The organism is Defluviicoccus vanus (assembly GCF_014672695.1).
Classification (GTDB): domain Bacteria; phylum Pseudomonadota; class Alphaproteobacteria; order Rhodospirillales; family Defluviicoccaceae; genus Defluviicoccus; species Defluviicoccus vanus.
This window is the reverse complement of sequence record NZ_CP053923.1, coordinates 3066766-3080694: the sequence shown is the minus strand read 5'-3', so window position 1 is coordinate 3080694 and position 13929 is coordinate 3066766. Positions and strand designations below refer to the sequence as shown.

The following is a 13929-nucleotide window of genomic DNA, read 5'->3' as shown; positions in this document are numbered from 1 at the left end:
CGCTGCGCGGCTGCGCTATGGCATGCCCGCGTCTTATTTTTCCATTCTATTTCAATCCGATAGAAACTTTGCTGCACTGCACAAAAATGACTTTTGCAGCGCAACATTCGCCTTGACCTCGGCCGGCCGGCTCAGCATACTTTCCCTCAGATGGATAGCCCTGGTGCGCTAGGGCTTACGCGAACAAGGGAGACCTACACATGGCCGCATTGCCTGAGTCATTTCTCGATATTCAGAAAATGATGAAGGAGTTCGATCCGACCAAAGTCGTTGATCAATTCTCGAATATGCTGAAGACGTACAACATGCCGGGCGTCGACATGGAGAGCATCGTCACCAGCCAGAAGAAAAACCTGGAAGCCCTGACGAGCGCCAACCGCGTCGTTATCGAAGGCATTCAGTCGGTCGCCAAGCGGCAGGCTGAAATCCTCCAGGAGACCATGAACGAAGCCACCAAGGCGCTCGATACCCTGACGAAAGCTTCGTCGCCGCAGGACATCGCCGCGCAGCAGGCCGATCTGGCGAAGAACGCCTTCGAGCGCGCCCTCGGCAACATGCGCGAACTAGCCGACATGGTCACCAAAGCCAACCAACAGGCTGCCGATACGATCAATTCCCGCATCTCGGCCACCCTCGGCGAGATCAAGGAACTGGCGGTAAAGGCGAAGCAGAGCTAGGTCTGCGAAGCGTTTAAGAGTGCGGATTGGGGGCCGTTCGTAAGAACGGCCCCGAGATTCCTGCGAAGGCGGGTAGGTCCCTCACTTCGAAGGAATCGGTATCGGCAACTGCATTGCCCATACATGCCGTTGTCAGAAAGTCGGAACGTGTGCGATTGCGGTGGTCAGGCGGGTCATGCGAGATCATGGATCACGCCAGAGCCGCAGAGGTAGTGACGATGACGGACGCTAGAATGACTGATGGCGCGAGTCGATCCGGTGGACACTGCCCGTAAATACGGGTTTGATCGCATGCGATACTCCAACGTGTTGCGCTAAGAAGAGGATGACGAACATGGCTAGCCTGCCTCCGGAATTGATGGACTTCACCAAAATGTTCAAGAGCTTCGACCCGTCGAAAATGGCCGAAGAGATGACCAAGATGTTGGGACAGTACAAGATCCCCGGCGTCGACATGGACACTGTCGTTGCCAGCCAGAAAAAGAACGTTGAAGCACTCGTCAGCGCCAACCGCACCGTAGTTGAAGGCGTGCAGTCGGTCATGAAGCGCCAGGCAGAGATCATGCAGGAAGCAATGGCCGAAATGACGAAGGCGGCCGGGATGCTCGGCAAGGCCGGCTCTTCACCGCAAGACTTGGTTGCGGCACAGGTCGATCTGGTTAAGGGCGGCTTGGAGCGGACCTTCGCCAGCCTGCAGGAGATCAGCCAGATGGTTGCGAAGTCGCAGACCGATGCGACCAGCCAGATCAACAGCCGCGTCACCGCGAGCCTGGACGAGTTCAAGCAGCTGGTGCAGAAGGCGAAGTAAGCGTCTTCTTCAGACTGTAACGACTGGCCTCCTTCGCTTGGCTTTGATTGTGGAGCCAAGCGGTGGGAGGCCGTGTTCGTTGTGAATGACCGCTCCCCTACCCTGACTCTTGCGATTAGTAGCGATGACAATCAGCTACGATGAATTCAGCCGGATCGACATTCGTGTCGGGACAATTCGCCGAGCCGAGGTCAACGCGGCCGCGCGCAAGCCGGCGCTGAAGCTGTGGATTGATTTCGGCAGCGAAATCGGCGAGCGCAGAAGTTCGGCACAGATTACCCGCCATTACCGCCCGGAAGACCTGATCGGGCGTCAGGTTCTTGGGGTCGTCAACTTTCCGCCACGCCAGATCGGCCCCGTCATCTCCGAGGTGCTGGTGTTGGGGGTGCCCGATGCCGCCGGCGAGGTGGTGCTGGTGACACCCGACCACCCCGTGCCTGATGGCGGCCGCCTCTATTAATTAGCTAGGTCGGCGAAGCCAACCGGCCGCGCCTCAGATCGGCAGCCGGATGCGCACCCTCAGCCCTCCATGCGGCGAGTCATCGAGCAGGATATCACCGCCATGGCTCCGCACCACGTCGCGAGCGATGGCAAGTCCCAGACCGACGCCCCCGGTTATCGGATTGCGCGACTCCTCCAGCCGAAAGAAGGGTTTGAACACCTCTTCGCGCATCGCCGCCGGCACCCCAGGACCATCATCGTCGATCAACACCTCGATAATGTGACCGAGACGCCGCGCCGAAACGACAACCCGACGGGCGTAGCGCAAGGCGTTGTCGAGCAGGTTGTTGAGGCAACGCTGAAACGCATCCGGGCGTAGCAGCAACATCAGATCGTCCTCGGTCACCAGCTCAACGATGCCACCCTTGCGCCGAGCCTGCCGGACAACATCATCAAAANNAAGACTGGTCAGATCGCAGGGCTCAGGCCGTTCAGTCCCCTCACCGCGGGCGAACGCAAGATAGCCGTTGAGCATGCGCTCCATTTCGACCACATCCTCCTGCAAATCACGCACCGCCTCGCATGGCGACATCATCTCCAACTCCAGCTTCATCCGAGTCAGCGGCGTTCGCAAATCGTGCGAGACACCAGCTAGCATTGCCGTCCGCTGCGCGATCTGCCGCTGGATACGATTGCGCATGGCGATAAAGGCAACGGCCGCCTGGCGAACCTCGCGCGCCCCCTCCGGGCGAAAATTGGGGACGTCCCGACCCTTGCCAAACTCGTCGGCGGCCCGCGCCAGCCGGCGCACGGGACGAACTTGGCTGTGCATGAACAAGGTGGCGATGCCGATCAGGATCAGCGACAAGCCGAGGTTCCAGAGGAGAAAGGCCAGCGTCGTCCAGCTGTAGAGGCGGCCTCGCGGCACCGCTACGGTCAAGACCCCCTGCGACAGTTGCACCGAAACGATGATGCTGCCGGCGCGGGCGTGCTCGTCGACGCGGACCGGCTTGTTGATCTGCTTGCTGATCAGCGCGCGGCGCAATTCGCCTTCAAGCGAGCTCAGTCGCGGGCGAGCGTTGGGCAGGATCGCCTCCGGCTCCATCCGGACGTCCAGTTCGAGCCGGCGCGCAGCCGCGTCGAACAGCCAGTCGCGCGCGTGTTGATCGGGCAACCCGTTCAGGGCTTCGACGAGCAGGACGATCTCACCGGCGAGTGCCAGGGAGAGGCGTTTGCTGATCTGGTCCCAATGGCTCTCGAAGAACACGTAGGCAGAAAGCATTTGCGCCAGAATGACCGGAACGACCACAATCAGCAGCGCGCGGCTGAGAAGTGTGCGCGGCCAGAAGAATTGCCGGAGCATTGTCAGGGCCAATGATCAGTCCGGTTTCAGGACATAGCCGCGGCCACGCACCGTCTGCAGGTAACGGGGCTCGCGTGATTCCCGCTCGATCTTGCGCCTGAGGCGGGTCACCTGGACATCCACGGCGCGGTCACCGCCCACGGCGCCGGTCAGGCCGATCAACTCCTCGCGACTGAGTGGCACCCCAGGACGCGCCGCGAGCGCCTTCAACAGTGCCGTCTCCACCGAGGTCAAGCGAACGACCTCCGATCCCTCGCGCAGTTCCTCGCGTTCGAGATCGAAGACCATCTCGCCCATCCGCACTTCGCGCGCATCGCCATCGGTCTGGGGAACGCGGCGGAGAATGTTGCCGATGCGCAGCAGCAGTTCGCGCGGCTCGAAGGGTTTGACGAGGTAATCGTCGGCGCCCCGCTCAAGGCCGGCGATTCTGTCCTCCACCTCGCCCATCGCCGTCAACATCAGGATCGGTACCGTGCTCTGCCGGCGAAAGTCGGCGGCGAAATCGAGGCCGCTCTCGCCCGGCATCATCAGATCAAGGACAATAAGATCGAAGGTAATGCTCGTCAGCTTGACCCGCGCGTCCGCTGCGTTTGACGCGGCGGCAACCAAGTAACCCTGATCAGATAGGTAGCGTTGCAGCAGCGCCCGCAATTTCGCGTCGTCGTCGATCAGGAGGATATGCGGCTGGTCGATGCTCACCCGTGCTCACCCCGGTGATTGGCGCAATGCTGTCTGCGCAACGCTGGTGGTCTTCTGCTTGTACGCCGGCCGTGCGGTGGTATCCGCAGCTAGTCGCCGAAGCGCCCCCGCTGATCCGGATTTATCATTGCCAACAGGACACGGCAAAACCCATCTACGGCCTCCGGCCCAGCAGCAGCGTAGGCCTCGGCAATCCGCTGCGTCTGCCGCTCGGTGAGCAGCCGCTCCAGTTCCTCCGCCTCCGGGCTCAGGTAGAGGCGCCGCCGGCGACGATCGCCATCGTCGGCCCGCTGGATGACGAAGCCACCTTCGACGAGTTGGGCCAACACCGGGGCAAGACTCTGCTTGGTAATCCGCAGCAGCGCCAGGAGGTCGCCCACCCCCATGCCCGGACTGCGGCCGACAAAGTAAATGACCCGATGGTGGGCGCGACCGAACTGGTAACGCACCAGCAGCGCATCGGCGTCAGCGGTGAAATCCCGATAGGCGAAGTAGAGGAGTTCAACAGCGCGCCGCAGCCGCACGTCCGCTGCGCCGGGCGGCTGCGGCAGTGGCGGCGGTGGCGGCGATTGCAGCGCCCTTGCTGCCGCTTTCGCTGCGGCGCCGGTCCGGCGCGTGGCGCGATCGGCGTGGTCCACCCGTGAACGCCTCCTCCGCAAAACACGTCAGCCTTATTGACATATATGCACGCAAATGTTACGGGTGGCAAGCGTTAGAACGAAAGTTGGAATAAAATTACGTTAGCTCCGGTTCCGGCCGCATGGGTTGCAGGGACGGATGTCTGGGGGAAGAGAGGTAGCATGTCCACGCAACCATATCATGATCGCGACGGCTTCATCTGGTTCGACGGTGAGATGGTGCCCTGGCGCGATGCCCGCGTGCACGTCCTTACGCATGCCTTGCATTATGCGTCCGCCGTCTTCGAAGGCGAACGGGCCTACAACGGCAGCATCTTCAAGCTCACCGAGCATTCGCAGCGCTTGGCCGATTCGGCACAGATCCTCGGCTTTCAACTCCCCTGCAGTGTCGACGCCGTGGATCGGGCCTGCGAAGAGGTAATTCGCGCCAACGGCATTGTTGACGGCTACGTCCGGCCAATCGCTTGGCGCGGCAGCGAGATGATGGGTGTTTCGGCGCAATCAAGCCGCATTCATCTGGCGATCGCCACCTGGGCCTGGGGATCCTACTTCCAGGAAGAGGCAAGGATGCGCGGCATCCGGTTGAAGACCGCCCCCTGGCGGCGGCCAGCGCCCGATACGGCACCGACGAAGGCGAAGGCAGCCGGCCTCTACATGATCTGCACCATGTCGAAGCACGCCGTGGAGAAGGAAGGCTACCACGACGCCATGATGCTCGACTGGCGGGGCCAAGTGGCGGAAGCCACCGGCGCCAACATCTTTCTCGTCATGCCGGACGGACGGCTGCACACACCCTTCCCCGATTGCTTCCTTGACGGGATCACCCGGCGCACGGTCATCGATCTGGCCCGGGCGCGCGGCATCGAGGTGGTGGAGCGGGCAATCCGACCGGAAGAACTCGCCAATGCCCGGGAGGTGTTTCTCACCGGGACCGCAGCAGAAGTCACGCCGGTGGGCGAAATCGACCAATACCGCTTTACCCCGGGCGAAGTGACCCGACTGATGATCGCCGATTACGAGGCAATCACCGGACAGACGCGGTCGGCGGCAAGTGCCGCCTGAAGCGCCCGTCCCTTGAGGTACATACCGCCGTTTACGCCTTGGCGCTTGGTCTGCTGCTGACAGCAGCATGCCAGCGCTTGGCGTGCACAAGATCTTCGCCCAGCGTCAGCTTCAACCAGCCGGCGAAATCAACGACAACCTGTGCCGTGATGTCGGCAACGGTATAGACCGGCCCGGCGAGGTACTCGCTTTCGGCGAGGCGCCGNTCGAGTGCCTGAAAAAACTGTGTCACCCGCGCCTTGCCGCGCTCGGCCAGCGCCGGGATCTGCTCGAAATTGTTGGCACCGGGCAGTGCCCGGCCGCGCATGCCGGGGGTCGAATTGCGCAGCGCCTCGGCAGCGGCGGAAAAGCCATCGATTTCCGCCCTATGCTCCCACATGGCGATGACGCCCTTCTCCTCCGGCGTCCGGCCCATGAGCGGCGGCTCAGGGTAGGCCGCTTCCAGATACTGGCAGACGGCGATCGCCTCGCTGATGGTGGTGCCGTCGTCCAGTTCGAGGACCGGGACGGTGCACCATGGATTGAGCTTACGGAACGAGTCGCTGAGTTGCTCGCCGTTGCGCAGGTTCACCTGCACCGTCGGAATACTGACGCCCTTTTCGGCGAGAAAGATGCGCACCCGTCGGGGNCTTGGCGCCGGGGCAAAATCGTAGAGCTGCATCGTCGATCTCCGTATCGTCGCGTTCCCGGCCTTTGTTAACGGACTATGGCTGCGCCGTCACCAGCGACCGCCGGGGCTGGCCAGCGCATTCTCGGTCAACTCATCGATGATGAAGTTGTAGGCGTCCTCCACATCGTCGGTCTTATAGAACAAGGTCAGGTCTTCGGCGCTGATGGTGCCAAAGTCGACCAAGGCCTGCAGGTTCAACACCTTGTCCCAGAACGACGTGCCGAACAGGACGATAGGGACGCGCTTCTCAAGTTTGCGCGTCTGCAGCAGCGTCATCACTTCGAAAAGTTCATCCAGGGTTCCAAAGCCCCCGGGGAAGGCAACCAGTGCCTTCGCCAGATAGACAAGCCAGAACTTGCGCATGAAGAAATAATGAAACTCGAATTCCAGGTGGCGGGTAATATAGGGGTTCCCGCTTTGTTCATAAGGCAGGGAAATACCCAGGCCGATATTCAATCCCTTTGCTTCTGATGCGCCGCGATTGGCGGCTTCCATGATCCCCGGCCCACCGCCGCTGCAGACGACGAAGCGACGCGTCCTGCTTTCCAGCTTCTTCGACCATTCGGTCACCCGGCGCGCCAGATCTCGACAATCCTCGTAGTAGCGGGACATTGCCAGCGCCTGCTCGGCCGCAGCGATGTCCCCGCCGCTGCTGCGTGCGTTGGCGAGGGCGGCCTCAGCCGCCTCGCGGCTGATCAGACGCGCCGAGCCGAAGAAAACGATGGTGTCGCTGATCCCCAATGATTCGAAGCGGCTTTCCGGCTGCAGATACTCGGCAAGGATGCGCAGCGGTCGCGCGGCGGCGCTACTGAGGAAGGTCTGATTGAGATAGGCCTTATTCGAACGTCCGTCGTTGCTTGCCATCCAGCGGTTCTCCCCCTGCCCCGAGCGTTGACCTCGCTCCCCGGCGACGGCGCCGGTATCTCGCACCTCGATCCCGGCTGTCTTAAGCCAGCATCAGGCCGACAAGGTCGCGGACGACCCGCGTCTGCGGCGGAAATGGATTAAACCCGTCCGTACCCACCCGGCCGACGAAGGGAACACCGCAGGCATCGGCCGCATCGTAGTCGGTGCGGGCGTCGCCAACGAACAGCGTCTGCTCCGGCGTCAGGCCAAGTTTGGCGAGAATCCCCTGAATAATCGGTGGCTTCTCCCGCGGCGAGCCGTGCACTTCGGCAAAAAACCGTCCCAGGTCGCGGCGCTCGACGATACGCAGCAGTTCCGTCTCCGGCGTGCCCGAAACCACATAGAGCGGAAGCCGTCGGTGGTGCGAAGCGAGAAAGTCGCCCGCACCCGGCACCAGTGGCGCTTCGACGACGGCATCCTCCACCAGCATCGAAAAGCGGTGGCACAGCCGGTCGAGGTCAGCCTCGGCAAGCTCGATCCCGAGCAAGGTGCGATGGCAATGACGGATCTTCTTCCGCCGCGAGATGCCGCCGTTGGCGCGATGGTGGGCGACCGCGCGCTCCACCACTGCTTCGCCATACGCCCGATACATGGCGTGAAACGCCGCGGTCTTGATGTCAGCGGATTCGACGATGACGCCGTCGAAGTCGAGAAACACTGCCTCAATCATGCTCGCCGTTGTTGGCATTCTCGTCCCTTCCAACGTCGACCTTGCCCCAGCGCTTCGCCCGCGCCGTATCCGCATCTTGCGCATCGACCCAGCGTGTGCCAGCCCGCGTCTCTTCACGCTTCCAGAAGGGCGCCCTGGTCTTCAGCCAGTCGATGAGAAACCGACAGGCGTCGAAGGCGGGATCCCGGTGGGCGGAAACCGCGGCAACGAGAACGATGCGGTCGCCGGGCGCCAGCCGGCCGTAGCGATGAATGATCAAGGTCTCGATGCGCGGCCAGCGTGCGCGGGCGATCGACTCAATCCGCGACAGTTCGCGTTCAGTCATCCCCGGATAGTGATCCAACGTAAGGGCGCTGAGCACTCTGTCGGAGGTCATGTCGCGCACCAGACCGACGAACAGGCATACCCCGCCCATGTCGGTTCGTCCTGCAGTCAGCCGGCTCAACTCAGCGCCAGGATCAAAGTCTTCCGCCTGCACTCTGATCATTGCCGCCGATCTCGTCGCNTCACATCCACCCGTCACCGGGGGNAAGAATGCAACCTCGTCGGCCGGCCCAATCGGCGCATCGATGGCCGCATATTCCTGGTTGACGGCGACGCGGATGCGGCTGAGGTCGGCCAGCGCGTGCGCCGGACCACCGCCGCGCTGTCGGAGCCATCCCACGAGTGCAGCAACGCTGGCCACCTCGAGTGGCGGCTGCACCTCTTCCTCGGCAATGCCGGCCTTGTCCCGCACCCAGGCGAAGTAAAGAATCTTCATCGCGCTAGCCAAGTCTGCAACAGTCCGGCAGCAAGCGAGCTCGCATCACACCTGCCGCGGCTGGTCGACATTGGCGGCAGGCGCCGGTGGCCGTGAGGAATTGCCTACCAGATGCCGGAAACTGGCCCGCAGGTAGTCGTAACCGGTGAACACGGTGAGCGCCGCAGCCAGCCACAAACCGATGATGCCCACATGCGTCGCGGTAAAGCCGTTGGTCAGCGGCAACACATCGCCGACGACGAGAAAGCCGATCGCGATGAGCTGCAGCGTGGTCTTCCATTTGGCGAGTTGGGTCACCGGCACGCTCACCCGCAGCTCAGCCAGATACTCGCGCAGGCCGGACACGAGGATTTCCCGCCACAGGATCACCGCCGCCGGAATGAGATTCAGTCCGTGCAGGCGGTCAACGGCAACGAGAATCAACAGGATCGAGGCGACCAGGAGCTTGTCGGCAATCGGATCGAGCATGCGGCCGAAGTGCGACTGTTGATGGCGGCTGCGCGCCAGATAGCCGTCGAGAAAGTCGGTGACGCACGCGTAGAGATAAGCTGCAAGCGCCAGCCAGTTCGCCGTCGGCGTCGACAGCATGATCAGCACACACACCAGCGGCGTGACCAGCACTCGCGATACGGTCAATGCGTTCGGAAGATTACGTTCCATATCTGTCCATGCTGCACCGGCGCAAGACGACATTCTATCGCTCGAGATGGAACCATTCATAGATTTTGTTTGCCATCGACGCACTGATGCCCGGCACTGCCGCAAGATCGGGAACGCCGGCGTGGGCGATCGCCTTGAGCGAACCGAAGTGATGCAGCAGCGCCTTCTTGCGGTGGCCACCGATGCCTGGAATCTCGTCGAGGGCCGAGCGGGTCAATCGCGCCGACCGTCGGGCGCGATGGCTGCCGATAGCAAAGCGGTGTGCTTCGTCCCGCAGGCGCTGCAGGAAGTACAGCACCGGGTCGCGCGGCTCCGGCGAGAAGGGCTCTCGCCCCTCGCAAAAGATGCGTTCGCGACCGGCGTTGCGATCGGGCCCCTTGGCGATGGCAACCAGAGTCACATCAGTGATGGCAAGATCGTCGAATACGGCGCGCGCCGCCGCCAGTTGCCCGGCACCGCCATCGATCAGCACCAGATCCGGCCACTGGCCATCGGCGCGATTAGGGTCTTCACGCAGCGCCCGGCCGAATCGCCGCGCCAGCACCTCGCGCATCATCGCGTAGTCGTCACCGGGNGTCACCGGGCCGCGAATGCTGAACTTGCGGTAGGCGGTCTTCAGCAGCCCCTCGCTGCCGGCAACGATCATCGCCCCGAAGGGATTGCTGCCACTCACATGACTGTTATCGTAGACCTCGATTCGTTGCGGCAGCCGCGGCAGCTCGAGGAGGCTGGCGAGCCCTTCCAACAGTCGTTGTTGTGTTGCGCTTTCCGCCAGGCGGCGGCCGAGCGCCTCGCGGGCATTATCGAGCGCATGGGTCAGCAGGTTCAGTTTAGCGCCACGTTGCGGCACCGCTAGCGTCACCTTGCGGCCGCTGCTGACGGACAAGGCCTCAGCCACCAACGCCTGATGCGGCAGCGGCTGGCTCAGCAGCAGGAGCGGTGGCGGCGGCCGGTCGGTATAGAACTGGCCAACGAACGCCTCCACCACCGCCGCCACCTCCTCGCCGCTGGTGTGGTCGGGGAAATAGGCGCGGTTGCCGTAGTTGCAGCCGCCGCGAAAGAAGAATGCCTGGACGCAGGTGCTGCCCCCGGCCTGATAGGCGGCGATGACATCGGCGTCGCCGATCTCGGCCAGGTTCACGTCCTGGTGCGCCTGGATCGCCGTCAACGCGCGGATGCGATCGCGGAAGCGGGCAGCATCCTCGAAGGCGAGCGCCTGGCTCGCCTCCTCCATCTGCGCTGCCAGGTCCCGCTGCACCCGCTGGCTGTCGCCACGCAGAAAGGCGCGTGCTTCCGCCACCAGCTGCGCATAGGCCGGCTGGTCGATATAGCCGACGCAGGGTGCCGAGCACCGTTTGATCTGATACAGCAGGCATGGTCGGGTGCGTGCATGAAACACCGCATCCGAGCAGGTGCGCAGCAGAAAAGCGCGCTGCAGGACCGCCAGCGTCCGACTGACCGCCCAGCCGGAGGCAAAGGGGCCGAAATACTCCCCCTTCCGCGCATGTGCGCCGCGATGCCTGACCACCTGCGCAAACGGGTGATCACCGGTCAACAGGATCGAGGGAAACGATTTGTCGTCGCGCAGCAGGATGTTGTAGCGGGGCTTGAGCCGCTTGATCAGGTTGGCTTCGAGCAGCAGCGCTTCCGCTTCGGTATGGGTGGTGACGAACTCCATCGCCGCTGTTTCCGCCACCATCCGATGCAACCGCGGCCCCAGCCGCGGTGCCTGCAGATAGCTGGTCACCCGCTTCTTGAGGCTGCGTGCCTTGCCGACATAAAGCACCTCGCCCGTGGCGTTGATCATCCGGTAGACGCCGGGGGTATTGGCCAAGGTCGGCAGATAGGTGGCGATGCGCGCCGGGCCGCGCGTCTGGCTCGTTTCCGCAGCCGCCGGCGCCGGCACCACATCCTCAGCCGCCACTGGCGGAGAGGACGGGACAGCATCGCTTCGCGAGGTGGCTGTTTCGTCGCTCATGCTGCTGATGTGACCGTCATTTGGGCACGGGTCAACTGCCGCTGGTTTCTTAATCACTGGCACCGGGTGGCTCGTGTTGTCCACCGAATCTGTGGATAAAGCTGTAGATAATGCGACCTGAACCGACCTTAACTACCGAAAGGATGGTCTTTTCGCCCTCGTGCCCGTTTTGCCGCCAGAATGCCAACGCATTGATTTTACATCTTTATGTGCATAAACGCCGCGACGAATGAGTGACCCCTGTAGCCAACTCACCCCAAACGAGGTCAACCTAACCGAGAGCCAAGGGGTGCTGTGCACAACCGCTTTACCCGAATGGTGCAATGCAACAGCATTCCTTTCAATCGTGCTTTCCGCCCTGCTAAGATGAAAGCGCCTGTCAACCCCGCGCAGGAAAGCGTTCGATCTCGACCCCGACGCTGGTGACATCGGGGAAAACATCAAGCTTCTCCACCCGCACCCGCGCCGAGCGGACGCGTGGATCAGCCAGACACATGGCGGCGATCTCTTCCGCCAAGGTCTCCACCAGCTTGATATGACCACGGGCAACAATGGCGCGGACCGCGGTGGTGATGCGCTCGTAACAGACGACGTTGGCGAGATCGTCGCCCAGATCGTGGTTGTCGCGCACCGCCAGATCGAGATTGATCCGTACCCGCTGCGCCGCAGTGTGCTCGTGCCGGTGGACGCCGATACAGCAAGACAGAACGAGATCGCGGACGAACACATGGCGAATGGCATTGCGCGCGTCGGCGATCCGCAAAGGATGCACCGGCGAAGCCGGCTCGCCGCGCGGCGCGTGCGGCGGATCCCCGTGCTGCGGATCTCCATGATGCGGATCAATGGCCGGGCGCTGGGTCATTCCTGAGTTCCCTGTTCACGATCGCTGTGCGACCAGCCCAGATGCTGGCCGGCGCACACCGAAATCATCTGTCCGGTGACCGACGGCGCCGACAGCAGATAGCGCACGGCGGCGCTGATTTCCTCCGGCATCACCTGGCGGGAAAGCGGTGTCCGCGACCATTGGCGAACAAAATGTTCGTCCGTTTGCCGCTTGCTCGGCAGCGTCGGCCCTGGACCCACGCCGTTGACGCGAACGCGCGGCGCCAGCGCCATGGCCAGGGTTTGTGTCAGCGTCCACAGCCCGGCCTTGCTCACCGTATAGGAGGTGAAGTAGGGCGTCACATTCAACACCCGCTGGTCGAGAATATTGATGACGTTGCCGGACGCTTCCGCCGGCAACTGGCGCAGAAAGCCCTGCACGAGCAGAAACGGCGCCCGCAGGTTGACCTGCATATGCAGGTCCCAGGACNNCCTGGTTGCCGTCTCCGGGCTGTCGTACTCGAACACCGAGGCGTTGTTGACCAGACAGGTGATCGGTCCAAGCGCGGCGGCTGCGGCGGCGACCAGCGCCGCCGTCGCTGGCTCTGAGCGCAGATCGGCCGCAAATGCCGCCGCGCGGCCACCGCCAGCGAGGATCGTCGCCACCACTTCGGCCGCCGCCGCAGCGGAGCGGTTGTGATGCACCGCGACTGTCCAGCCGTGCGCGGCGAGATCGAGCGCGATCGCCCGACCGATGCGCCGGGCGGCACCGGTAACCAGCGCACAGGGTGGCGGCTGCGGCCGCCGCTCGAGCGGGGAGATGGTCACGGACGTTGAGATCCTCTATACAGGCGGTCGCCTCAGGTTGACGGCCGCTGCGCCGCCAGCCGCTGGGCAACCGGGGTAAACTCGCTCACCAGCGCCTCATAGAGGTGGCGCTTGAAGGGTACCGCAAAGGCCGGCGTGCTCGCCAACGGCACCCATCGCCATGCGTCGAACTCGGGGTGCGACGAGGCATTCAGATCAATCTCCGCGTCACGACCGAGAAAGCGCAGAGCGAACCAGCGCTGCTCCTGACCGCGATACCTGCCCTGCCACACCCGACCCAACAGTTCGGCCGGCAGATCATAGCGGTACCATTGGGATGACTTGGCGATGATCTCGGCCCGATCGGTGCCGATTTCTTCCGCCAGTTCGCGCAGCACCGCCAGCCGCGGCCGTTCGCCCTTGTCGATCCCGCCCTGGGGAAACTGCCAGGCCTCCGCAGTGTCGGTACGCCGAGCGACCAGCACCTCACCGGCGGTGTTGAACAGCAGGGCGCCGACGCCGCGGCGATAGGGTAGAGCTTCGTGGGAACCAGTCATCGGTTTGCCTACTGCCTGTCGACGATCGCGGTCGCCGGCGCAAGCACGATACCGGCCGCCGTCGACTTCTCGGCCCAGGCCTGGATGCGGGCGAAGGTCAGCGGCAGCGGCTGGCCGAGCCCAACCGCCACCGATCGTTGACAGGCCAATTGCTCCAGGCGTTGCAGCCGGCTGTCAATGGCGGCAGCGTCCAGTACGTCGTCCAGCATCACGTCCACATCCAGTCGGGGAACATCCAGTTTCGCCGCAAGCAGCACCAGCGCCAGCAGCCCGCAGCCAACGCCCACCGCCAAACCGATAGCCCGCCAGGGACGCGCACTGTTACTGCGGCGTGCCCCCATCGTCGTCATCTCCCCCTTCGTGGTCGCCAATGGCGCCGGCCCACACGCGCCGCAAACGCTTGCGCAAGCC

General features: G+C 63.2%; 17 protein-coding genes. 4 read left to right on the top strand and 13 right to left on the bottom strand.

Going from position 1 to position 13929, the window contains the following annotated elements; genetic code table 11:
• The first annotated feature begins 200 nt into the window (after positions 1-200).
• The 3 genes from HQ394_RS13915 (at position 201) to HQ394_RS13905 (ending at position 1945) form a co-directional block, all read left to right on the top strand.
• Positions 201-677 (top strand): phasin family protein, encoded by a 477-nt coding sequence (locus HQ394_RS13915; RefSeq protein ID WP_223291588.1) that lies wholly within the window; start codon positions 201-203, stop codon positions 675-677.
• A gap of 334 nt (positions 678-1011) precedes the next feature.
• Complete coding sequence (locus HQ394_RS13910; RefSeq protein WP_190260736.1) at positions 1012-1485, top strand: phasin family protein; 474 nt, start codon at positions 1012-1014, stop codon at positions 1483-1485.
• A gap of 124 nt (positions 1486-1609) precedes the next feature.
• Entirely contained in the window at positions 1610-1945 is a 336-nt protein-coding gene (locus HQ394_RS13905) for a tRNA-binding protein (protein WP_190260735.1), read from the top strand.
• A gap of 33 nt (positions 1946-1978) precedes the next feature.
• On the opposite strand, the gene HQ394_RS21600 is transcribed toward HQ394_RS13905, so the two are convergent.
• The 3 genes from HQ394_RS21600 to HQ394_RS13890 all read right to left on the bottom strand — a co-directional run bounded on the left by HQ394_RS21600 (position 1979) and on the right by HQ394_RS13890 (position 4626).
• A complete protein-coding gene (locus HQ394_RS21600; RefSeq protein ID WP_456151619.1) occupies positions 1979-2758 on the bottom strand; it encodes an ATP-binding protein in 780 nt (259 codons plus the stop codon).
• A 546-nt stretch (positions 2759-3304) separates the two neighbouring features.
• Positions 3305-3988: a response regulator gene (locus HQ394_RS13895; RefSeq protein WP_190260733.1), complete on the bottom strand. Its 684-nt coding sequence runs from the start codon at positions 3986-3988 to the stop codon at positions 3305-3307.
• 89 nt (positions 3989-4077) lie between these two features.
• On the bottom strand, positions 4078-4626 hold the full coding sequence (locus HQ394_RS13890; RefSeq protein WP_223291587.1) for a MarR family winged helix-turn-helix transcriptional regulator: 549 nt from the start codon (positions 4624-4626) through the stop codon (positions 4078-4080).
• Between the two features lie 162 nt (positions 4627-4788).
• Here HQ394_RS13890 and HQ394_RS13885 point away from each other — a divergent pair, with 162 nt between their 5' ends.
• Positions 4789-5688 (top strand): branched-chain amino acid aminotransferase, encoded by a 900-nt coding sequence (locus tag HQ394_RS13885; protein WP_190260732.1) that lies wholly within the window; start codon positions 4789-4791, stop codon positions 5686-5688.
• A 31-nt stretch (positions 5689-5719) separates the two neighbouring features.
• Here HQ394_RS13885 and HQ394_RS13880 read toward each other — a convergent pair whose 3' ends face one another.
• From HQ394_RS13880 to HQ394_RS13835, 10 genes are all read right to left on the bottom strand, one after another.
• Entirely contained in the window at positions 5720-6349 is a 630-nt protein-coding gene (locus HQ394_RS13880) for a glutathione S-transferase family protein (RefSeq protein WP_190260731.1), read from the bottom strand.
• 57 nt (positions 6350-6406) lie between these two features.
• Positions 6407-7222, bottom strand: a complete 816-nt coding sequence (locus HQ394_RS13875) for an LOG family protein (RefSeq protein WP_190260730.1) — start codon at positions 7220-7222, stop codon at positions 6407-6409.
• Positions 7223-7304: 82 nt separating this feature from the next.
• Complete coding sequence (locus HQ394_RS13870) at positions 7305-7952, bottom strand: HAD family hydrolase (RefSeq protein WP_223291586.1); 648 nt, start codon at positions 7950-7952, stop codon at positions 7305-7307.
• Positions 7927-8694 (bottom strand): molybdopterin converting factor subunit 1, encoded by a 768-nt coding sequence (gene moaD, locus HQ394_RS20820; protein ID WP_190260728.1) that lies wholly within the window; start codon positions 8692-8694, stop codon positions 7927-7929. The genes HQ394_RS13870 and moaD overlap by 26 nt, the downstream gene beginning before the upstream one ends.
• 45 nt (positions 8695-8739) lie before the next feature.
• On the bottom strand, positions 8740-9354 hold the full coding sequence (gene pgsA, locus HQ394_RS13860; RefSeq protein WP_190260727.1) for a CDP-diacylglycerol--glycerol-3-phosphate 3-phosphatidyltransferase: 615 nt from the start codon (positions 9352-9354) through the stop codon (positions 8740-8742).
• 34 nt (positions 9355-9388) lie between these two features.
• Entirely contained in the window at positions 9389-11332 is a 1944-nt protein-coding gene (uvrC, locus tag HQ394_RS13855; RefSeq protein WP_190260726.1) for an excinuclease ABC subunit UvrC, read from the bottom strand.
• Positions 11333-11711: 379 nt separating this feature from the next.
• Positions 11712-12194, bottom strand: coding sequence for a dihydroneopterin aldolase (locus HQ394_RS13850; protein ID WP_190260725.1), 483 nt, complete (start codon positions 12192-12194; stop codon positions 11712-11714).
• The gene (locus tag HQ394_RS13845; protein ID WP_190260724.1) at positions 12191-12982 is read right to left on the bottom strand and encodes an SDR family oxidoreductase; all 792 of its coding nucleotides are present in this window, start codon (positions 12980-12982) and stop codon (positions 12191-12193) included. The genes HQ394_RS13850 and HQ394_RS13845 overlap by 4 nt, the downstream gene beginning before the upstream one ends.
• A 32-nt stretch (positions 12983-13014) precedes the next feature.
• Positions 13015-13518: an RNA pyrophosphohydrolase gene (locus tag HQ394_RS13840; RefSeq protein WP_190260723.1), complete on the bottom strand. Its 504-nt coding sequence runs from the start codon at positions 13516-13518 to the stop codon at positions 13015-13017.
• A gap of 8 nt (positions 13519-13526) precedes the next feature.
• Positions 13527-13859 (bottom strand): divergent polysaccharide deacetylase family protein, encoded by a 333-nt coding sequence (locus HQ394_RS13835; protein ID WP_190260722.1) that lies wholly within the window; start codon positions 13857-13859, stop codon positions 13527-13529.
• Between the last annotated feature and the right edge of the window lie 70 nt (positions 13860-13929).

Coding starts and splice junctions, on each gene's coding strand:
- HQ394_RS13915 (WP_223291588.1), top strand. CDS start 201: ATGGCCGCATTGCCTGAGTCATTTCTCGATATTCAGAAAATGATGAAG.
- HQ394_RS13910 (WP_190260736.1), top strand. CDS start 1,012: ATGGCTAGCCTGCCTCCGGAATTGATGGACTTCACCAAAATGTTCAAG.
- HQ394_RS13905 (WP_190260735.1), top strand. CDS start 1,610: ATGACAATCAGCTACGATGAATTCAGCCGGATCGACATTCGTGTCGGG.
- HQ394_RS13885 (WP_190260732.1), top strand. CDS start 4,789: ATGTCCACGCAACCATATCATGATCGCGACGGCTTCATCTGGTTCGAC.
- HQ394_RS13875 (WP_190260730.1), bottom strand. CDS start 7,222: ATGGCAAGCAACGACGGACGTTCGAATAAGGCCTATCTCAATCAGACC.
- HQ394_RS13870 (WP_223291586.1), bottom strand. CDS start 7,952: ATGCCAACAACGGCGAGCATGATTGAGGCAGTGTTTCTCGACTTCGAC.
- pgsA (WP_190260727.1), bottom strand. CDS start 9,354: ATGGAACGTAATCTTCCGAACGCATTGACCGTATCGCGAGTGCTGGTC.
- HQ394_RS13850 (WP_190260725.1), bottom strand. CDS start 12,194: ATGACCCAGCGCCCGGCCATTGATCCGCATCATGGAGATCCGCAGCAC.
- HQ394_RS13840 (WP_190260723.1), bottom strand. CDS start 13,518: ATGACTGGTTCCCACGAAGCTCTACCCTATCGCCGCGGCGTCGGCGCC.
- HQ394_RS13835 (WP_190260722.1), bottom strand. CDS start 13,859: ATGGGGGCACGCCGCAGTAACAGTGCGCGTCCCTGGCGGGCTATCGGT.